Origin of the sequence: Pseudaquabacterium inlustre (assembly GCF_038066595.1) — a bacterium.
GTDB classification, from domain to species: Bacteria; Pseudomonadota; Gammaproteobacteria; order Burkholderiales; family Burkholderiaceae_C; genus Pseudaquabacterium; species Pseudaquabacterium inlustre.
On the sequence record NZ_JBBUTH010000011.1, the window covers coordinates 334,677 to 353,423 of the forward strand.

General features: G+C 73.1%; 16 protein-coding genes. 1 reads left to right on the plus strand and 15 read right to left on the minus strand.

All coding sequences use genetic code 11. The annotated features are described in order from the left end of the window. Positions 1-7: 7 nt before the first annotated feature. The 3 genes from AACH10_RS24225 to AACH10_RS24235 all read right to left on the minus strand — a co-directional run bounded on the left by AACH10_RS24225 (position 8) and on the right by AACH10_RS24235 (position 4,545). Positions 8-2,764 carry an ExeM/NucH family extracellular endonuclease gene (locus AACH10_RS24225; RefSeq protein WP_341413123.1) on the minus strand — a complete coding sequence of 919 codons (2,757 nt, stop codon included), beginning with the start codon at positions 2,762-2,764 and terminating at the stop codon, positions 8-10. Between the two features lie 44 nt (positions 2,765-2,808). Further along, entirely contained in the window at positions 2,809-3,573 is a 765-nt protein-coding gene (locus tag AACH10_RS24230; protein ID WP_341413124.1) for a PEP-CTERM sorting domain-containing protein, read from the minus strand. Positions 3,574-3,768: 195 nt separating this feature from the next. Beyond that, positions 3,769-4,545 carry a PEP-CTERM sorting domain-containing protein gene (locus AACH10_RS24235; RefSeq protein ID WP_341413125.1) on the minus strand — a complete coding sequence of 259 codons (777 nt, stop codon included), beginning with the start codon at positions 4,543-4,545 and terminating at the stop codon, positions 3,769-3,771. Positions 4,546-4,798: 253 nt separating this feature from the next. On the opposite strand from AACH10_RS24235, the gene AACH10_RS24240 reads away from it, so the two are divergent. Further along, positions 4,799-6,664, plus strand: a complete 1,866-nt coding sequence (locus tag AACH10_RS24240) for a diguanylate cyclase domain-containing protein (RefSeq protein ID WP_341413126.1) — start codon at positions 4,799-4,801, stop codon at positions 6,662-6,664. On the opposite strand, the gene AACH10_RS24245 is transcribed toward AACH10_RS24240, so the two are convergent. The 12 genes from AACH10_RS24245 to gspG form a co-directional block, all read right to left on the minus strand. Beyond that, positions 6,661-7,677 (minus strand): AAA family ATPase, encoded by a 1,017-nt coding sequence (locus tag AACH10_RS24245; protein WP_341413127.1) that lies wholly within the window; start codon positions 7,675-7,677, stop codon positions 6,661-6,663. The two genes, AACH10_RS24240 and AACH10_RS24245, sit on opposite strands and share 4 nt — an antisense overlap. A 267-nt stretch (positions 7,678-7,944) precedes the next feature. Beyond that, the gene (gene gspF, locus AACH10_RS24250) at positions 7,945-9,174 is read right to left on the minus strand and encodes a type II secretion system inner membrane protein GspF (RefSeq protein ID WP_341413128.1); all 1,230 of its coding nucleotides are present in this window, start codon (positions 9,172-9,174) and stop codon (positions 7,945-7,947) included. Positions 9,175-9,186: 12 nt separating this feature from the next. Then, positions 9,187-10,617, minus strand: coding sequence for a type II secretion system ATPase GspE (gene gspE / locus AACH10_RS24255; protein ID WP_341413129.1), 1,431 nt, complete (start codon positions 10,615-10,617; stop codon positions 9,187-9,189). A gap of 28 nt (positions 10,618-10,645) precedes the next feature. Further along, positions 10,646-12,847, minus strand: coding sequence for a type II secretion system secretin GspD (gene gspD, locus AACH10_RS24260; RefSeq protein WP_341413130.1), 2,202 nt, complete (start codon positions 12,845-12,847; stop codon positions 10,646-10,648). A gap of 2 nt (positions 12,848-12,849) precedes the next feature. Next, positions 12,850-13,758 (minus strand): type II secretion system protein N, encoded by a 909-nt coding sequence (gene gspN, locus AACH10_RS24265; RefSeq protein ID WP_341413131.1) that lies wholly within the window; start codon positions 13,756-13,758, stop codon positions 12,850-12,852. Then, the gene (gspM, locus tag AACH10_RS24270) at positions 13,755-14,282 is read right to left on the minus strand and encodes a type II secretion system protein GspM (protein ID WP_341413132.1); all 528 of its coding nucleotides are present in this window, start codon (positions 14,280-14,282) and stop codon (positions 13,755-13,757) included. The genes gspN and gspM overlap by 4 nt, the downstream gene beginning before the upstream one ends. Further along, the gene (gene gspL, locus AACH10_RS24275; protein ID WP_341413133.1) at positions 14,279-15,616 is read right to left on the minus strand and encodes a type II secretion system protein GspL; all 1,338 of its coding nucleotides are present in this window, start codon (positions 15,614-15,616) and stop codon (positions 14,279-14,281) included. Before gspL ends, gspM begins: the two co-directional genes overlap by 4 nt. A 117-nt stretch (positions 15,617-15,733) precedes the next feature. Then, entirely contained in the window at positions 15,734-16,753 is a 1,020-nt protein-coding gene (gene gspK, locus AACH10_RS24280; protein ID WP_341413134.1) for a type II secretion system minor pseudopilin GspK, read from the minus strand. Then, a complete protein-coding gene (locus AACH10_RS24285) occupies positions 16,750-17,427 on the minus strand; it encodes a prepilin-type N-terminal cleavage/methylation domain-containing protein (RefSeq protein WP_341413135.1) in 678 nt (225 codons plus the stop codon). The genes gspK and AACH10_RS24285 overlap by 4 nt, the downstream gene beginning before the upstream one ends. After that, the gene (gspI, locus tag AACH10_RS24290) at positions 17,427-17,792 is read right to left on the minus strand and encodes a type II secretion system minor pseudopilin GspI (RefSeq protein ID WP_341413136.1); all 366 of its coding nucleotides are present in this window, start codon (positions 17,790-17,792) and stop codon (positions 17,427-17,429) included. The genes AACH10_RS24285 and gspI overlap by 1 nt, the downstream gene beginning before the upstream one ends. Beyond that, positions 17,789-18,376 carry a prepilin-type N-terminal cleavage/methylation domain-containing protein gene (locus AACH10_RS24295; RefSeq protein WP_423228654.1) on the minus strand — a complete coding sequence of 196 codons (588 nt, stop codon included), beginning with the start codon at positions 18,374-18,376 and terminating at the stop codon, positions 17,789-17,791. Before AACH10_RS24295 ends, gspI begins: the two co-directional genes overlap by 4 nt. Further along, positions 18,303-18,746, minus strand: coding sequence for a type II secretion system major pseudopilin GspG (gspG, locus tag AACH10_RS24300; protein ID WP_341413138.1), 444 nt, complete (start codon positions 18,744-18,746; stop codon positions 18,303-18,305). Before gspG ends, AACH10_RS24295 begins: the two co-directional genes overlap by 74 nt. Between the last annotated feature and the right edge of the window lies 1 nt (position 18,747).

The following is an 18,747-nucleotide window of genomic DNA, read 5'->3' on the forward strand; positions in this document are numbered from 1 at the left end:
CCGACAATCATTGGATGAAGCTGGCGGCGCCGATGGCGCTGCACGACACGTTCTTCAGCAGCACCATGCCGCGCGCCACGGCGGCGCCGGCGGCACCATCGGGGTCGACCGTGATCACCGCGTCGCTGGTGCCCGACTTCAGGCAACCCAGGTAGCCGGCGGCCCACGGATCGGGCACGCTGACGCGCAGCGCCTGCAGCACCGAGCGGAAGTTCAGCTGGTCCTGGCCGGGGGTGAAGTCGGTGATCGTGACGCCACCGCTGAAGTCGCCAGCGAAGGCGAACTGGTCACGGCCCGTGCCACCGGCCAGCGTGCGGCGGCCGGCCGGCACGGCGATGAAGTCGTCGCCGGCGGTGCCGCTGAACGTGGTGCCCGAGGCGATCAGGTAGCTGTTGTACAGGTTCAGGCCCATCACCACCGGGTCGTGGTCCGACGAGCGGTAGGGGCTGGCCGTGTAGGGATCGGGCGCACAGGCCGCGCAGGCCGGCTGCTTGAACTCCAGGTTGTAGTCGTGCGCCAGCGACTCGTCGGCGTTGATGTGCCAGTGCGTGGCCATGTTCACCTTGGGCGACATCGTGCCGCTGGCGATGGCATGGTCGAGGCGGCCGGCCGCACCATCGAACACGTACGAGTAGCCGAGGCTGTTGAAGCGGCCGATCTGGTCGACGAAGCCGCTGTCGGTCAGCGTGGTGATCGGGGTTTCCATGCCGTAGGCGTTGAAGTCGCCCACCAGCACCACGTCGTAGGCGCCCGTGCTGGCCTGCAGCTGGCCGACGAAGCTGCGCAGGCGGGTGGCCTGCGCCGTGCGCGTGGCCGTCCAGCAGCCCTGGCCGTCGCCCTGGTCGGCATCGGCGCTGCTGCTGCTGCTGGGGCAGCTGCCCTTGCTCTTCAGGTGGTTCACCACCAGCGAGAAGCGCTCGCCGTTGGCCAGCGCGAAGGTCTGCGCCAGCGTCGGGCGGTTGTTCACCGGGTCGGTGTCGGCCACCGAGTTGCCGGCCGGCATCAGCTTGGCCGGCTTGTAGATGATGGTGGTCTTGATCGCGTCGGTGCCCACCACGCCGCTGGCGGCCCCCGGTGCCACGGCGTAGGTGCCGGCACCCATCGTGGCGTTCAGCGCCGCCACCAGGTTCTGTGCGGCCAGGGTGTTGTTCTGGATCTCCATCAGGCCCAGTGCGTCGGCATTGACGGCGCTGATGGCCGACACGATCTTGGTCTGCTGGCGCTGGAACTCGGCCAGGTTGTTGGCACCGCGGCAGCCGTTGCCAGCCGTCGTGCTGCCGTCGCAGCTCTGTCCACTCTGACCGTCGGCCGTGGCGCCGTTGGTGAAGGTGGTGAAGTAGTTCAGCACGTTGAAGCTGGCCAGCTTCACGTTGCCGCCGACGCCGGGCACCGTGGTGGGGCGCGGGTGCGTGGCGCTGATGGCCACGCTGCTGTTGACCAGCGGGATGATGCGCCAGTCACCGGCGCCGTTGGCGTCGCTGGTGGACGGGCCCCAGTCGAGCACGCCGACGATCGGGCCGTTGATCGTGTCGCCACCGCGCGGCACGCCGTTGGCGCCGATGAAGGCCGTGGGGTTGGTGTTCTGCAGCGACGAGCCGTCCTCCAGCACGATGCGGCGAGCGGCATTGCTGGACGCCAGCGCCGTGGCTTCCGCCGAGCCCGGACGGTAGCGGTTGGTCGGCGTCTCGAGCCGGCCACCGGCCGACAGCGTGAGCTGGCCGTAGCGGGCCTGGAAGTAGTTCTGGTTGATGGTCAGCGGGCCCGACAGCGACACCACCATGCCCTCGTAGCGTTCGAGGCCGCCGGTCGCCGGCAGCGTGATCGGCACGGGCGTGACCGTGAAGCCGCTGCTCTGTACCGTGACGGTGGGGCCGGTGATCTCGGTGACGGTGCTGCCGGCGGCGGGGAACTCGGTGACCGTGCCGCTCACCTGCACCAGCTTGCCAGGGGTGACATCGGCTGCCGGCGCGCTGCCGATGTAGACCAGGATGCCGTCGGACGTGGCGTCGTTGCCGTCGCCCTGCGCCGATTGCATGAAGAAGCCGTAGTTGGTGACGCGCGTGACCACGCCGGTGGTCTGCACCGGCTGGTTCGCGAACGGGCTGGTGGCGCCGCTGCCTTGGATCTCGGCAATGCTGCGCGAAGGCGCCGGCGCGGGGGCGGGTGCCGGCGCGGGCGCACTGGCGCAGGGGGCCAGCGTGCTGGCGGTGTTGCGGGGGGCCGGGGCGGCGCTGGTCACGGTGGTGGCGCAGCCGCCCTGGTCGCGCAGCGCGGCGGTGCTGTTGCCCAAGCCGCTGTAGGCCAGCAGGTCGGTGGCGCCGGACGGTGTTGCGCCGCTCAGCGCGGCGGTGCTGCTGGCCAGTGCAACCTTGCCAGCGGAGCCCGACATCGCGATGGTGCCGGTGGCATCCGGCGTGGGCAGGGACGCCGCAGCCGTGTTGGCGCCGAAGGCCTCCTTCACCAGCAGGTACTGGCCGGGCTGCAGGGTCACGGCCGGCAGCGTGGTCACCTGCCACGAGGTGCCGGTGCTGGACGCGTACTGCACCGACCAGCCGGCCAGACTGACCGCGTCGGAGCCGTTGTTGAAGAGCTCGATGAAGTCGCTGTTGTAGGGCGCGCCGGAGTTGCCGCCGCCGCCATAGACCTGGCTGATCACCACGCCGGCGTGTGCAGGCACGGCCAGCAGGCAGGCCAGGGGAAGGGCGGCGGACAGCACGCCCAGCAGGCGCCGGGGGCGGGAGGGGAGTTTGACGTGGGTGGTCATGGAAATTCGGTGAAGGTGAAGGGCGGTGCGGCGTGCCTTGGCACTCAGGCGCGCGTGCCGCGGCGGCGGGCCAGCAGACCCACGGCGCCCAGGCCGGCCAGCAGCAGGGCCTGGGTCGCGGGCTCGGGCACCGGTGCCAGCGTGACCGTCAGCTGGAAGTTGTCGATGGCCAGGCCGTCATCGGCACCGATGGCGTTGAAATCGGTCCAGCGGATCCAGAACGTGGCACCGCTGGCCAAGGAGGTGTTGAAGCTGCCCGACAGGGCCGCTTGGTTGGCGTTGCTGTTGCCGTTGAGCGCGCCCGTGGTCGGGCCCTGGTTGGGCGCCACGAAGTTCAGGCTGGTCACCGCGGTCCAGGTTCCGGTGCTCAGCGATGTGGCATCGAGGCTGTACTCGAAGTTGAGTGCATCGGTGCGCGTGACCGTGCCCAGTCGCCATTGCTCGCCGACATACTGGATGTTCACCGCGGTGATGGTGCGGGTGGCGTCATTGCGGAACGAGGCGCCGAAACTCGGCGTCAGCGGTGACGATTGCAGACCTCCGAGTGCGCGCTCCGTGCTTCCGGCGGCGCCGAAGCTGTAGGTGTTGCCGGTATTGCTGCTGCCGGTGCCGACGCCATAGGTGGTGTTGGCGTTGGTGCCGGCCTCGCTGAACACCCAATCCGCAGGCAGCACCGAGCCCGTGGTGCCGCTGCTGGCCAGCGTGTCGAAGTCCTGCGTGTAGACGGTTCTGGAATCGGTGATCGACACCGCCGCACCGGCGTGGATGGCTGTGGCGAGCAGGGCGGCAACGGTCAGGGACTTCTTCATGCAATGCACTCCAGTGGTGTGTGAAAGGTCGATGCGGTGGCGGCCGGAGCGCCTTCGTGGGGCACCCGTCAACCGTCCACCGCATCGTCGCCTCCGGCATGCAGAAGCTGCGCCACGCAGGCCCCGTGAACTCGGGGCGTGCAAGCCCGAAATTGACCGTTTGGTCAGGCTAGAGTAGAGCGGTTTGCCCTCGATTCAGCCGCGACGGCGGCGCGTCAGAAAGCCCAGGCCCGCCAGGCCGGCCAGCATCAGCGCGTAGCTCTCGGGCTCGGGCACGCTGCTGACCGTGAAGGCGGTGGTGTTGGGCACCGTGGCGCTGTAGGTGCCGTTGCTGGTGTCCACGGTCCAGTGGCTCAGGTCGGCCAACGTGGTCTTGTAGGCGGCAAAGCTCGCCAGGCCGCTGCGCGGGCCGGTGTACTCGGCGTAGTCGGGCGTGGCCGTGGTGGCCAGCGCATTCAGGCGGATGGCGTTGCTGCTGCCTTCGGTCAGGCCGGTGTTGGTCAGGCCGCCATCGACCGCGAAGCTGCCGTTGGTGATGGCCGCCAGGAAGGTGGTGGGGGCCGTGGCGCTGCTGCCCAGGTAGGCATAGACGGTTTCGTTGCTGGAGGCGATGCCCCAGTTGCTGCTGCCGCTCACCGTCACGCGCGACAGCGTGCCCACCGAGGCGCTCAGCGTGGTCTTGTCGAAGGCCGACAGGCGCACCACGGTGCCGGCGGCCACGGTGGCGCTGCCCGAGGTCCAGCGCGTGTAGCTCTCGCCGGTGTTGAACGCGCTGCCGGTCCACTCGTTGTCGCTGAAGTAGACGGTGGTGTTGGCGTCGATGTCGGCCAGCGTCACGAAGGACAGGCCGTCCTCGTCGGCATTGAACGCCGTGAAGGCGATGTCGCCGGTGTTCAGTGCGGCCTGGGCCGGCAGGGCCAGGGCGGCGGCGGTGGCAGCAGCCAGCACCAGGGTCAGCGGGTTCGGGGTCATGGGGGGTTCCGTGCAGGGGTGTCGATGGCGGGCGCGGTGCGCACCCGGCTGTCCGGCACGGTAGGGCGGCCCCATGAAGGCGGCGTGACACGGCCGCCTGTGGGCGCCGGTTGGGGGTGGCGCTCCCCGCGAATGCAGGGGCGCAGGCGCGGAACAGTGAAGCAGCGAAGGGGCTCAAGTCCGGCGCGTGGCGGCCGATAGTCCACGGGATCCCTCCACTTCGCCCGCCCAGGCTGTCACGGGCTGCCCACGCATGTTCCCGTCTTCGCCGCATGTCGCCGTCGCCTGCCGCCGGCCGCCGGCCCGTCCTGCGGGTGGCGGCGCACTGGCCTGGCGCCTGCTTCGGCGCGGCTGGGCGCTGGTGTTGTTGGCCCTGCTGCTGATCCACGTGCCCACGCCGGTGCGGGCGGCCGATGGCGACGCCCTGCCGGTGCGCGACAGCGCGTGGACGCTGCAACTCGACGATCGCCAGCCCGATGTGCTGGCCTGGCGCGCGGTGCGCGTGCTGTCCGACCCCGGCCACCGCCTGGGCCGCGACGAGGTGCTGGCGCGCCGCCACGAGTTCCGCCCGCCCGGTGGCCCCGAGGGCAACCTGGGCGTGCGCCGCGACACGGTGTGGCTGTTGCTGCCGCTGCAGGTGACGCAGGGCGACGGGCAGTGGATGTTCAGCATCGACTACCCGCCGCTGAACGATCTGCGCGTGACCCTGCTGCGCGACGGCCGGCCGGTGCTCGAGCGTCAGCTGGGCAACACGCTGCCCTTTGCCGAGCGGCCGGTGCGCGCACGGCCGCACGCCCTGGGCCTGACGCTGGAGCCCGGCGTGCGCTACGAGCTGCTGCTGCGCGTGCAGACCACCAGCTCGATGGTGCTGCCGATCTCGCTGCAGAAGCCCGACGTCTTCCAGGACGCCGAGTACGCCTCGCAGCTGCAGCAGGGCCTGCTGATCGGCGTGGCGGCGGCGCTGCTGCTGTACAGCCTGTCGCACTGGGTCAGCCTGCGCGAGGCGCTGTTCCTGCAGTACGCCCTGCTGCTGGTGGGGGTGACCACCTTCTTCGTCGCCTACTTCGGCATCGGCCAGCAGCACCTGTGGAGCGAGCAGTCGGGGCCGCTGGACAAGATCGCGCCCCAGGCCATCCTGCTGGCCCTGGCCGGCGGCGGCCTGTTCGTGGCCGGCGCGCTGCGCACCGCCGGGCGCAACCCCTGGACGCACCGCGGCCTGATGGCCGTGGCGCTGCTGTCGTCCCTGGGGCTGGTGGCCTCGCTGGCCGGCGCGCTGGACTACCGCGCCACCCAGGCCACGGCCACGGTGCTGGGGCCGATGCCGATGCTGATCGCCATCCCGGCCGCGTTCAACCACGCGCGCGCCGGTGACCGGGTGGCGCTGTTCCTGCTGATGGGCTGGAGCGCCTACATGGTGGGCGCGCTGTGCATCGCCGGCCTGCTGCGCGGCGTGCTGCCGGCCAACTACTGGACGCAGCACCTGTTCCAGCTGGCCTCGGTGGCCGAGATGGCGCTGTGGACGCGCATCCTGTCGCTGCGCATCGAGGCGGTGCGCCGCGATGCCGAGCGCACCGAGGTGGAGAAGCGCACCCTGGAATCGCTGGCCTACAGCGACGCACTGACCGGCCTGCCCAACCGCCGCGGCCTGAACCAGGCGCTGGAGGCGGCGCTGGCCGACTGCCGCGCCGGGGCCGGCGAGCATGCGCTGGCGGTGTTCCTGCTGGACCTGGACGGCTTCAAGCCGGTGAACGACCGGCTCGGCCACGAGGCCGGCGACGAACTGCTGGTGCAGGTGGGCCAGCGCCTGAAGCGCCAGGTGCGCCACAGCGACGTGGTGGCCCGCCTGGGCGGCGACGAGTTCGTCATCGTGGCCCAGGGCCTGGGCGGCGAGGTCGAGGCGCTGACCATCGGCCGCAAGCTGCTCGATGCCTTCCGCGAGCCCTTCCACGTGGTGGGCGAGTCGTGCAAGGTGGGCCTGACCATCGGCTTCGCGCTGGCGCCGCACGACGGCCACCTGGCCGCCGACCTGCTCAAGCGCGCCGATGCCGCCATGTACGCCGGCAAGCAGGCCGGGCGCCACACGGTGCGCCGCGGCGCGGCCTCACACGGCCTGGCCTAGTTCAGGAAGCCCAGCGCGCCGCGCTTGCCGCCACCGGCGTGGGGCAGGTCGGCGGCCAGGATCTCGTCGCGCCCGGCCAGGCGGGCATTGCCGAAGGCCGTCATCCAGGCGCGGCGCATCTCGCGCGGGGCCAGCTCGGCCAGCTTGTCGAGCACCTCGTCGGCCGGGTCGGGGTCGAAGCGGCGACCCCAGTCGTGCTCGCCGCGGATGCCGCGGTACAAGCGCAGCGCAATGGCCCGCGCCGCCTCGCGGCCCGGCATCTCGATCTGGTAGACGTTGACGCGGTTGAGGATGGGCTCGGGGATGGCGCGCTCATCGTTAGCCGTGGCCACCCAGATCACCTGGCTGGCATCCACCGGCACCTCGGCGAACTCGTCGATGAAGGCGCCCGCGGTGTCGTGCTCCAGCAGGCTGTACAGCGCGCCCATCGGGTCGTAGGCATGCTCGCCGCGGGCCTTGTCGATCTCGTCGACCACCATCACCGGGTTGGCGTACTGGCCGTCCACCAGGGTCTCGAACACCTTGCCCGGGCGTGCGCCCTTCCACTGGCTGCTGGCGCCGCTGAGCACCCAGCCGGCGGTCAGCGAGCTCATCGACACGAAGCCCATGCCGGTGCCCAGCAGCTGCGCCACCTCGCGCGCGAAGTGCGTCTTGCCCACGCCGGGCGGGCCCAGCAGCAGCATCGGCGTGATCTCCAGCGCGTCGCGGCTGTCGTGGCACAGCGCCAGCTGGCGGCGGATGTCGTCGAGCACCTCGTGGAAGTTGGGCAGCTCGTCGTACAGGTGCTGCATCGCCGGCAGGCCGCTGGGCTTGACCTGGAAGCGCTCGGCCCCTTTCTCGAGCATGCGCTCGTAGGTGCTGCGCAGGTTCTCGTGCTCCTTGGGCGGCAGCTTGTGCAGCCGCTTCTCCACATCGGCACAGCGGTACACCGGGCGCATCTGGGCGATCGGGATGCCGGGTTGCGACGCGATCGCGATCAACTCGGTCGATGACGACGACATGCTGCGGGCCATGCACACCTCCGTACACGTTGATTGCACCTTGCCAGCACCGCCGCCCGGTCGATCGCCCCATCAACCCGACTTCAGCCCGGCAATTGACTCAACGCAAGCGTAGCAAGACCCGCGCCGCCCTGCACAGCACAGCCCCGTCCCCAGGGGGACAGGCCGCCAAGCGGCCAGGGGAACGCGGTGCAGGTCGAAGGGCCGAAGCCGATCCGGGTTACCCGGTCGGCTTCGGTAGCCCCCTCGGGGGGCGGCCGCCCGGCGGCCGGGGGCCAACTACTTCACCCAGGTATTCAACTGGATGATCGGCAGCATCACGGCCAGCACGATCAGCATCACGATGCCGCCCATGGCCACGATCAGCAGCGGCTCCAGCAGCGTGGCCAGGGCCATGGCGCGGCGCTGCACCTCGCCGGCCAGTTGGCGCGCGGCGCGGTCCAGCATCTGCGGCAGCTGGCCGGTCTGCTCGCCCAGGCGGGCGAACATGGCCAGCAGGCCCGGAAAGCGCTTCTTGGCGGCCAGCGCCGAGGCCAGCGGCGCGCCTTCGCGCACCTGGGCCAGCGCATCCATCGCATCAGCGCGCAACGCGCGGTTGCCCAGGGTCTCGGCCGCCGCCTGCAAGGCCTTCAGGATGGGCACGCCGGCATTCGCCAGCATGGCCAGCGTGCCGGCAAAGCGCGCTGCGTTGTAGCCGCGTGCCAGCCGGCCCAGCAGCGGCAGGCGCAGCCAGGCGGCGTCGAAGCGCAGGCGGAAGGCCTCGGCACGCAGGGCCAGGGCCAGCGCCACGCCGCCGGCCACGGCAGCCAACGCCATCAACCAGCCCCAGCCGCGCACGAAGGCGCTGATGGCCAGCATGGCCACCGTGAGCGTGGGCAGGGCCTGCTTGGTGCTGGTCAACACGCCCGCCACCTGCGGCACCACATAGGTCACCAGGATGATCACGATGCCCAGCGCCACCACCGACACGATGGCCGGGTACAGCGCCGCGCCCAGCAGCTTGGCGCCCAGGGCCTGGCGCTCCTCCAGGTCGTCGGCCAGGCGTTCGAGCACGGCGCCCAACGCGCCGCTCTGCTCGCCGGCGGCCACCACGGCGCGGTAGACCTCATCAAATTCCCGCGGCGAGCCGCCGAGTGCACGGGCGAAGGACGAGCCGGCATTCACCTCGGCGCGCAGATGCGCCACCAGCTCGCGCTGCGCCGGCTGCTCGGCCTCGTCGGACAGGGCGGTGAGGGCGCGCTCCAGCGGCAGGCCGGCCGCCACCAGGCCGGCCAGCTGGCGCGTCCACACCGCCAGGCCGGTGCGGTTGAACACCCTGCGCTGGAACAGTGCGCGTGAGGCGCCCTCGCCACGTTGCGCGGCCTGGCCGGCGGCCACCGGGGCCACGCCCATCGGCACCAGGCCCTGGCCGCGCAGCTGGCCGCGCGCGGCCTTGGCGTTCTCGGCCTCGACGATGCCCTTGCGGGACTTGCCGTCGGCATCGAGCGCTTCGTAGGTGTAGGCGGGCATGCGGCTGGGGAATCAGTCGCGGGTCACGCGGATCACTTCTTCGGCCGAGGTGATGCCCTCGGCCACCAGGCGCTCACCGTCCTCGCGCATCGTCACGTAGCCATTGGCGCGCGCGGCGGCGGCCACGTCGGCATCGGCGGCGCGGTTGTGGATCAGCTCGCGCAGCGCGTCGTCCACCACCATCAGCTCGTACACGCCGGTGCGGCCCTTGTAGCCGCTGTGGCCGCAGGCCGGGCAGCCCACCGGGTGCCAGCGGCCGTGTCCATCCTGGCGCTTGCAGGCGCCGCACAGCTTGCGCACCAGGCGCTGCGCCTGGGCGCCCAGCAGGCTGCTGGACAGCAGGTAGGGTTCCACGCCCATGTCGATCAGGCGCGTGACGGCACTCGGCGCATCGTTGGTGTGCAGCGTGGCCAGCACCAGGTGGCCGGTGAGGCTGGCCTGGATGGCGATCTGCGCGGTCTCGAAGTCGCGGATCTCGCCGATCATGATCACGTCGGGGTCTTGCCGCAGGATGGCGCGCAGGGCCTTGGCGAAGGTCAGGTCGATCTTGGCGTTGACCTGGGTCTGGCCGATGTTCGGCAGCTCGTACTCCACCGGGTCTTCCACGGTCAGCACATTGGTGCTGCCGGTGTCGATGCGGCCCAGGCTGGCGTACAGCGTGGTGGTCTTGCCCGAGCCGGTGGGGCCGGTGACCAGCACGATGCCGTGCGGCTGGTGCACCAGGCGGTCGAAGGCGCCCAGCACCTCGCCGCTCATGCCCAGGCCCTCGAGCGTGAACTTGGATTCGGTCTTGTCCAGCAGGCGCAGCACCGCCCGCTCACCATGCGCGCTGGGCAGCGTGGACACGCGCACATCGATGGCGCGGCCGCCGATGCGCAGGCTGATGCGCCCGTCCTGCGGCAGGCGCTTCTCGGCGATGTCGAGCTCGGCCATGATCTTCAGCCGGCTGATCAGCGCGGCGTGCAGCGCGCGGTTGAGCTGCACCACCTCGCGCAGCGTGCCGTCCACCCGGAAGCGCACCGCGCTGCTGCGCTCGTAGGCCTCGATGTGGATGTCGCTGGCGCCGTCCTTCGCGGCCTGCGTCAGCAGCGCGTTGAGCATGCGGATGATGGGCGCGTCGTCGGCGGCCTCCAGCAGGTCTTCCACCGCCGGCAGGTCCTGCAGCAGGCGGCTGAGGTCGACGGCGCTCTCCACCTCGCCCACCACGGCGGCGGCGCTGCCCTCGCCACCGGCATAGGCGGCGGCGATGCGCTCGGCCAGGCGCGCGGCGTCCTCGTGCTCGACGCGGTGCACGGCCTGGGTGCGCAGCACCTCGGCCAGGGCGCTGGCCGCGCGGGCGGGGCTGGCGTCGGCGGCCCACAGCACGCGCTCGTGGCCGTCGTCTTCCAGCAGCAGGGTGTGGGCCTTGGCAAAGGCGTAGGGCAGGGGGTGGCGGGTGGCCATCGGGGGCGTGCTCGCGGGCTGCGGGGGGTCAGCGGGTGGCTTCGCCGGCCGGCTTGGCCGGCACCGACCGGGTGGCCTGCTCGGGCAGCACCGGCGCGTCGCCGATCGGCAGCGCCGGCGTGGCCTGGGGCTGGGCCTCGACCTGGCGCGCGCGGATGGCGTCGTAGCGGTCCATGCTCAGCTGCGCGGCGCTGGCCGCATCGCGCATCACCACCGGGCGCAGGAACACCAGCAGCATGGTCTTGTTGCGCGTGCGGCTCTCGCTGCGGAACAGGCTGCCCACATACGGCAGGTCGCCCAGCAGTGGCACTTTGTTCTGGCTGCTGGAGTAGTTCTCCTTCATCTGGCCGCCCAGCACCATGATGGCGCCGTCGTCCACCACCACGGTGGTTTCCAGCGCGTTCTTGTTGGTGGTGGGGCCGTTCGATGCGGTGGCGGTGGTGCCCACCACGCTGGAGTTCTCCTGGTACACGTTCATGCGGATCGTGCCGCCCTCGCCGATCTGCGGCTTGATCTTCAGCGTCAGGCCCACGTCCTTGCGCTCGACCGTCTGGAACGGGTTGGACGTGGTGGTGGAGGTGGTGGTGTAGGTGCCGGTCACGAAGGGCACGTTCTGGCCCACGACGATCTTGGCCTCCTCGTTGTCCAGCGCCACGAGGTTGGGCGTGGACAGGATGTTGGTGCCGTCCACTGTCTCCAGGAAGCGCGCCACCGCGCCCAGCGTGTAGACGCCGTTGACCTTCTGGATCAGGCCCAGGTTCAGGCCGTTGGTGGCGGTGGTGGCCGCCACCGAGCTGGCGCTGGCCAGGCTGGACAGGTTGATGATGTTGTTGGCGCTGGTGCCGAAGTTGGTGCCGGCCACCAGGCCGTAGCGGTCGCCGCTCTTGCCCAGCAGGCCCTGCCACTGGAAGCCGAACTCGGCGGCCTTGGTGGCGTCCATCTCGACGATCATCGATTCGACGAAGACCTGCGCGCGGCGGCCGTCGAGCTGCTCGATCACCGCCCGGATCTGCCGGAACAGCGGCTCGGCGGCGGTGATCACCAGCGAGTTGGTGGCCGGGTCGGCCTGGATGAAGCCGCCGGTGGACGGCTGGGCCGACGCGGCCAGCGGCGTGTTGGCCACGGTGCTGCTGGCCGCGCCGCCCTGGCCGCTGGTGTTCAGGCTGCCGCTCGCCATGCCGCTGCCAGCGGTGCCCTGGCCGCCGAGCGAGCCGCCGGTGCTGCCGCCGCCGCCCGAGCCGCTGCCGAACGCGGCGCGCAGCACCGTGGCCAGCTTGCCGGCGTCGGCGTTCTTCAGGTAGACGACATGGATCTGGCCGGCCGCGCCGCCGGCACCGGGCGTGTCCAGCCGCTCGATCAGCGCGCGCAGCGCGGCCAGGCGGGCCGGGTTGGCGGCGCGCACGATCAGCGCGTTGCTGCGCACATCGGCCGTCACCGACATGCCGCCCGCGCTGGCGGGCGCGCCGGGCACCGCCACCGTGCCGGCGTCGCCCAGCTTCTGCACCAGCGCGGCCAGGTCGGCGGCCACGGCGTGCTTGAGCGGCACCACCTCCACGTCGGTGCCGGCCGGCTGGTCCAGCGCCGCGATGATCTTGCCCAGCCGCGTCAGGTTGTCGGCGTAGTCGGTGATCACCAGCGTGTTGTTGCCGGGGTTGGCGTTGATGGTGTTGTTGGGGCTGATCAGCGGCCGCAGCACGGCCACCAGGTTGTTCGGGTTCTCGTAGTTCAGGCGGAACACCTGGGTGATGACCTGGTCGCCCTTGGCCGCCGGCCCCGCCGCGGTGCCGGCGCTGCCCACGCTCACCGTGCCGGTCTGCAGCTTGGCGTCGGCCTCGGGCACCACCTTCAGCAGGCCGGCGCTGTCCACCACCGCGAAGCCCAAGCCGCGCAGCGCGGCCAGGAACTGGCGCCAGCCCTCGGCCACCGACACCGGCTGCTCGCTGTACACCGTGACCACGCCCTTGACGCGCGGGTCGACCAGGATCTGCCGGTCGGTCATCACCGCCATCGCGCGGCTGACGGCCTCGATGTCGGCGTTGACGAAGTTCAGCGTCACCGGCGCGCTGCGGCCGGCGCGGCGGGCCGGGCTGGCGGCGGCCGGCGTGTCGATGCCGGGGGCCGGCTGCGGCGCCTGGGCGGCGGCGGTCAGCGGCTGCAGGCTGGTGCAGGCCAGGGCCAGCAGCGTGGGCAACAGCACGGCGTCGTGCGGGCGGCGGGCTCGCAGTTTCATGGTCATCCGATCGAAATGACGGACAGCGCCCCCTGGCGCCGGCCGATGATGTTGAGCAGGTTGGCCAGTGGCCCGTCCTGGCCGGCGGCCGCCTCGGCCTGGCCGCGAAAGCGCAGCCGCGCGCCGCTCCACTGGCCGTTGCCGCTCAGGCGCAGCGGGCTGATCTGGCCGGCGCTGTCCAGCGTGTCGAGTTGCAGCCGGGCGCCGTCGCCGGTGCCGGCACCGGGCTGGCCGGGTGGCAGGCCGTCGATGCGCAGCCGGTAGCTGCCCAGCACCGGCAGCGGTGACAGGCGCGACTGCGTGTCGCGCAACTCCAGCATCAGCGCGCCGGCCACCTGCAGACGGCCTTGCGCCGACTGCAGCGTGAGGCCCGGCGTGGCCACCTGCAGCAGGCCACCCAGCTGCAGCGTGTTGAACGGCGTGCCCAGGCCGGCCAGCCAGGCGGCCGGCCAGCTGGCCAGCGGCTGGCCGTCGGGCCGGCCGTCGAGCTGCAGCGTCCAGCCGCCCCAGCGTGGCGACAGGCGCGCCTGCAGCGCGCCGCTCAGGCAGCAGGCCTGGGTGGCGTGCAGGGTCAGGCCGCTCCAGCCGGGGCGCAGCTGCCAGTGCAGGCGACCGGGCAGGGCCGAGGCGTCGCGGCTGCCGGGCCCGCCGGTCAGCACCGGAACGGCGCTGCCCTGCCACACGCTGCCCTCGGCCTGGGCCAGCAGCACGCGGCCGCCGGTGGCCTGCTGCAGCGCATCGGCCAGCCACTGCGCCGGGGCCTGCGTGGCCACGCCCAGCAGCGCGCCCAGGGCCAGGCCCCAGGCGCCCCAGCGCCGGCCCGCGCGCTGTGCGCGGCGCCAGCGCCCGACCTCGGCCGACGGCGCCGACAGCGCAGGGCGTGCGGACGCGCCGCCGCGGCGCAGCGTCACGGCGCGCCTCCGATGGCCAGCACCAGGCTGCCGTCGAAGCTGCCGGGGCCGGTCTGGTTGAGCGTGGCTTCCAGCACGCGGGCGCGCGCACCGGCCCGCGCCTCGCCCAGGAAGGCCGCCAGCTGTGCGCTGCTGGCGCCTTGCAGCGTCAGCACCATGCGCTGCGGGCCCTGCGGTGTCAGCCGGCCCTGCGCGCCCAGGCGCTGGGCGGCGGCGTTCAGCGCGGTGGTGGCCTGCTCGGTCGGCACCGGCGGCACGGCGCGCAGCGCCTGGGCCTCGGTGGCCAGGCCCTGCATCTGCTGCAGCTGCGACTCCAGCGCCTCGCGCTGGGCCGGCAGCTCGCGCAGCGTGCGCCAGGCCGGGGCGATGGCCACGAACCACAGCAGGGCCACGCCCAGCAGCGCAGCGGCCACGGCCACGCCGCGGCGCTCGCGCGGGGCCAGGCCTTGCCACTGGGCCAGCAGGGCGGCCCGGGCAGGCGCCAGGGCCTGGCCCAGCGGGCCGGGACGGGTGACGCGGCTCATGGGCGCGCTCCTGCGGTGGGGGCCGGCGCCGGCCGGCCGCGTTGCACCACCAGGCGGCCGTCGCTCTGCTCGAGCGACCAGCCGGCCACCTGCAGGCGCTGGCGGAACTGCGCCAGCTGCGGTGGCGCCCAGGCGGGCGGGGTGAGGCTCAGCCGGCCGGGCTCGAAGCGCAGCTGCGTGGCCGGTGCGGCGCCATCGGGCCAGGCCGCGGCGGCGGCGGCGAGCAGGCTTTCCAGGTCGCCGTCACCGGCCACGCCGGCGCGCTCGCGCAGCAGCTCGGTCTCGCGGCGCATCTGGGCCGGTGCATCGAGGATGGCGCGCACCTGCGGATGGGCGCTGCGCAGCAGGGCCTCGGCGGCGCTGCGCTGGCTGGCCAGCGCGCTGCGCTGCTGCCAGGCCCAGGCGTTCAGGCCGATCAGCTGCACGCCCAGCAGCGCGGCCAGGCCGATGCGCGCGGGGCGCCAGGCCGGGCTGCGCCACAGGCCCAGCAACTGGCCGGCGGCGCGCAGGCCGCGGTGCTGCGGCGCCAGGTCGAACTGCAGCAGCTGCCAGCCCGAGCGCAGCGCGGCCAGCGCCTGCTCGGCCTCGCTGACCACGGCCACCGCAGCGGCACCGCCGCCGCCGGCCTGGGCCAGCGCGCGCTCGGCCAGCGTGGCGGCGGCCGGCGTGGCGCTCAGGCGCAGGCCGCGTTCGCGGGCGCGCGCCAGCCAGGCGGTGGCCAGGCCGCCGGCCAGCGGCAGGCACAGCGGCGCGGCGCCGTCGATGCCGGCCAGCCAGGCCTGCGGGGCGGCCGAGGCGTCGGCCGGCGTGTCGGCGATGAACACATGGGCCTGCGGCGGCTGGGCATCGGCCGCGCGCGTGCCGTCCGGCGCCGGATCGGCGGTGGCCGGGTCGGGCGGCTGCAGGGCGGGCACCACGCGCTCGACATGCCGGCCACCGGCCGCCAGCGCGGCCAGCTGGGCCTGCAGCCAGGGCTTGTTCAGGGCCGCCACCCAGGCCGGGGCGCCGGCGGTGGCGCCGGGCGCCACGGCCAGATGCACGGCCTCGTCGTCGTCGAGCAGCTGATCCTCGAGCAGTCCGCCCAGCGCAGCCCGCAGCCGCGCGGCCGGGGCCTTGGGCAGCTGCGGGTGGTGCCAGGCGACATCGGCGGCGCCGATCACGGCCACCACCGTGTCGGCCTCGGGCATCTGCGCGGGCGTGTCGCGGCCCTGGCGGGTGAGGGTCAGGCCGTCGGTGGTGAGCGCCCAGGCCCATGCGGCGGGCGGTGCGGCCGGGGTGTCGGGCGTGGCGCTCTCGCGCGGCCGCGCCGGCAGCAGGATCACGAGTTGCGGCATCTCAGAGGGGGTTCGACTTCGGTACGACGGCCTGGCGCCCGCCACGGACGGCGCGCCCGGGTGGGTCGCCTGCGCCGCGGCTGGCGGGGCATTGTGTCGCAGCACTGTTGCTGCTCATCAGCGGAATTCATCGGCGAAGCGGGCCTTGCGCTCGCGTTGCAGCACGGCCACGTCCAGGCCGTTGCGGCGCACCAGCGAGGTCTCCTCCAGCACGCGCTGGTCCAGGCGCATGCGTCCGGTCACCTCGAAGTACTGCGATTTCACGTCCACGTCGCCGGCGGGCAGCGTGATCTGGCCGCCGAGCTGCTGGGCGGCCTCGCCCACATCGGCGAAGGCCTTGCGCTGGCGCGCCTGCACCAGGCGGTCGGCGCCGCCCAGGTCGAGGCCGGGCACCACCGCGGCCAGCACCTCGCGCGGCGCGGTGTTCAGGTTGACGGCGGTGGCCTCGGGCAGCAGCGTCAGCAGCGGGGCCAGCCGGCGCAGCGAGGCCGCGTCCACGCCCAGCCAGGCCAGGTCGGCCACGCTCTGCGGGGCCAGCGGGGCGTCGGCCACGGTGCTGGCCGTGCCGCCGCTGGCGGCGGCCTGCACACCCACCGACCAGGCCGCCTGCAGGCCGCTGGCCAGCACCGAGGCCACGCTGGGCGAGAGCCCGGCGTTGGCGCACAGGCGCTCCAGCACCTGCTGTTGCGCCGGCACCAGCTTGCCCTGGGCATCGACCAGCTTGCGCAGGTTGTAGCGCGACTGCGCGTCGACGATGCTGCCGGCCAGGAAGGCCTCGATGTCGTTGTCGTCGTTGCGGTTGGCGTCGGCCGACAGGAAGGTGGACAGCCGCGCCTCGGCCAGCGGCGTGGCCCAGGGTTCGTGCAGGCTGGTGGGGCGGCCCGAGCGGGCGTCCTCGCGCAGGATCAGCCGCGCCCAGTCGAGTGCGCCGTGCAGGATCCATGCGCTTTGCGTGCGGCTGCGTTCGGCGGCCTCGACCTGCACCGCCTTCCACTGCAGCCACACCATGCCCGAGGCCAGCGTGGCCACCACGGTCAGCAGCACCATGGCCACCAGCAGCGCGGCGCCACCCGCCGGCCGAGCGCGTCGAACGGGCCGGCGTGGCGCCTGGTGCGGGCGATGCGGTCGCGGCGTCATGGCTGTTGCGGGGCGAGTTGCACGTCGCGCGTCAGGCTGCCCTCGGGCAGGGTGAGCTGCAGCCGCACCGCGCGCGGCAGGCGGGTGCGGGCGGTGGTGCCGGCCGTGCTGGCCGTGCCCGTGGTGCCGGTGGCCGTGACGGGCGGCGGCGCCACGCTCAGGTTGCCGGTGGACTGGGCATTGCTCCAGCCCTGGTCGTGCCAGAAGTAGACCTGCCAGCCGCCCACGCCCTCCAGCAGGCGCAGCTGGCCGGGCTCGGGGCCCTGCAGCTGGAAGCTGGCCAGCCAGGCCTGCTGCAGCGCGTCGGCGCGGCGTGTCACAGGGCCGGCCCAGCGGCGCCAGGTGTCGCCACGCAGCGTCCAGGCCACCACCTGCACGCCGTCGTCGCCAGGGCCACCCTCACCGACGCGCCGCACCAGGCGCAGCGTGGCGCCGTCAAAGGCCACGCCGGGCACCTGCGGGCCGTCGTAGATGGCCTGCAGGTCGTGCTCCCACTGGCCCATCAGGGCCGACAGGCGCAGCGTGCGCTCGCTGGCCGTGGCCGCCACCTCGCGCGAGCGGGCCATGGTGGCGATGCCCTGCCAGCCCATCGCGGCGATCACGGCCATGATGAACAGCGCCACCAGCACCTCGACCAGCGTGAAGCCCTGCAGCCGGCGTGCGTGCGGCGTCATCAGTAGCGGCCCAGCACGGTGGACAGGCTCAGCAGCACCCGGCCGCCGTCGTCCAGCACCACCGCGTCGACGCGGCGGAAGTTGGGGTTCGGCGTGCCCTGGGTGCGCAGCACGCCACGGTAGTCGCGGCCCAGCTGCTGGCACTGGAACTCGGATTCGCCGACCCCCGGAAACTGCCGCGACAGGCGCAGGCCGGTCAGCGCGTTGTCGGCGCACCACTGTGCGGCGGTGACGTCGGCCAGGCGCTGCGCATTGCCGGTCAGCGCGCCCGAGGCCCGCAGCCCCGCGCCCAGCGCGATGGCCATGATGGCCAGCGCCACCAGCACCTCCACCAGCGTGAAGCCGGCACGCCGCGGCGTGCTCATGGCGGGGCGTCCGCGCCGCCGTCCTGCAGCGCGAACGGGGACAGGCCGTCGGTGGCCAGCACGCGCTGCCGGTCGCCCAGGCTCAGCACGATGCGCCGCGCGCCGATCAGCGGCTCGGGGCCCAGCGCCACCACGGGCGGGCTGGCCCCGCTGCCGCCGGCGAGCGCCGCGGCGGGGTTCTCGATGCGTGCCACTACGCCGCTGTCGAGCCAGCCCTCGGGCGGGCGCAGGCGCTCGGGCAGGCCGGCGAAGGCGAAGCCGCCGTCGCGCAGTTCGAAGCGCACCGCCACGCCGCTGGCGCGGGCCTCGGCACGGGCGGCTTCGAGCAGCGCGGCCAGGCGGGTGGCCTCGCGGTCCAGGCGGGCCGACTCGCCGTCGCGCAGCGCGAGGGCGGCCGTGCCGGCGACGATGGCCACCAGCACCATCACCACCAGCAGTTCCACCAGCGTGAAGCCGTGCGCCGAGGGGGCGGCGCCGGCGTGGCAGCGTGCGGCCCCGCAGGGCCGCCCGTCACTGCCAGGAGCCGATGTCGGCGTTCTTGCCATCGCCACCCGGCTGGCCGTCTGCGCCCTGGCTGAACACATCCACCTCGCCCTTCACGCCGGGGTTCACGTACTGGTACGGCCGGCCCCAGGGGTCGGCCGGCAGCTTGTCGAGGTAGGCACGCCAGTTCGGCGGCACGCTGCCGGTGCTGGGCTTCTTGACCAGGGCCTCCAGGCCCTGCTCGGCGCTGGGGAAGCGCTGGTTGTCCAGCTTGTACAGCTTGAGCGCCTGCATCAGGTTGTTGACGTCGGTGCGCGCCGCGGTGACGCGGGCGTCGTCGGCCCGGTCGAGCACATTGGGCACGATCAGCGCGGCCAGCACGCCGATGATCACCAGCACCACCAGCAGTTCGATCAGCGTGAAGCCGCGGCGGACGGCGTGCAGCGGGCGGCGCAGGGAGATGGACGGCATG

Coding starts and splice junctions, on each gene's coding strand:
- AACH10_RS24225 (WP_341413123.1), bottom strand. CDS start 2,764: ATGACCACCCACGTCAAACTCCCCTCCCGCCCCCGGCGCCTGCTGGGC.
- AACH10_RS24230 (WP_341413124.1), bottom strand. CDS start 3,573: ATGAAGAAGTCCCTGACCGTTGCCGCCCTGCTCGCCACAGCCATCCAC.
- AACH10_RS24235 (WP_341413125.1), bottom strand. CDS start 4,545: ATGACCCCGAACCCGCTGACCCTGGTGCTGGCTGCTGCCACCGCCGCC.
- AACH10_RS24240 (WP_341413126.1), top strand. CDS start 4,799: ATGTTCCCGTCTTCGCCGCATGTCGCCGTCGCCTGCCGCCGGCCGCCG.
- AACH10_RS24245 (WP_341413127.1), bottom strand. CDS start 7,677: ATGGCCCGCAGCATGTCGTCGTCATCGACCGAGTTGATCGCGATCGCG.
- gspF (WP_341413128.1), bottom strand. CDS start 9,174: ATGCCCGCCTACACCTACGAAGCGCTCGATGCCGACGGCAAGTCCCGC.
- gspE (WP_341413129.1), bottom strand. CDS start 10,617: ATGGCCACCCGCCACCCCCTGCCCTACGCCTTTGCCAAGGCCCACACC.
- gspD (WP_341413130.1), bottom strand. CDS start 12,847: ATGAAACTGCGAGCCCGCCGCCCGCACGACGCCGTGCTGTTGCCCACG.
- gspM (WP_341413132.1), bottom strand. CDS start 14,282: ATGAGCCGCGTCACCCGTCCCGGCCCGCTGGGCCAGGCCCTGGCGCCT.
- gspL (WP_341413133.1), bottom strand. CDS start 15,616: ATGCCGCAACTCGTGATCCTGCTGCCGGCGCGGCCGCGCGAGAGCGCC.
- gspK (WP_341413134.1), bottom strand. CDS start 16,753: ATGACGCCGCGACCGCATCGCCCGCACCAGGCGCCACGCCGGCCCGTT.
- AACH10_RS24285 (WP_341413135.1), bottom strand. CDS start 17,427: ATGACGCCGCACGCACGCCGGCTGCAGGGCTTCACGCTGGTCGAGGTG.
- gspI (WP_341413136.1), bottom strand. CDS start 17,792: ATGAGCACGCCGCGGCGTGCCGGCTTCACGCTGGTGGAGGTGCTGGTG.
- AACH10_RS24295 (WP_423228654.1), bottom strand. CDS start 18,376: ATGTGTTCAGCCAGGGCGCAGACGGCCAGCCGGGTGGCGATGGCAAGA.
- gspG (WP_341413138.1), bottom strand. CDS start 18,746: ATGCCGTCCATCTCCCTGCGCCGCCCGCTGCACGCCGTCCGCCGCGGC.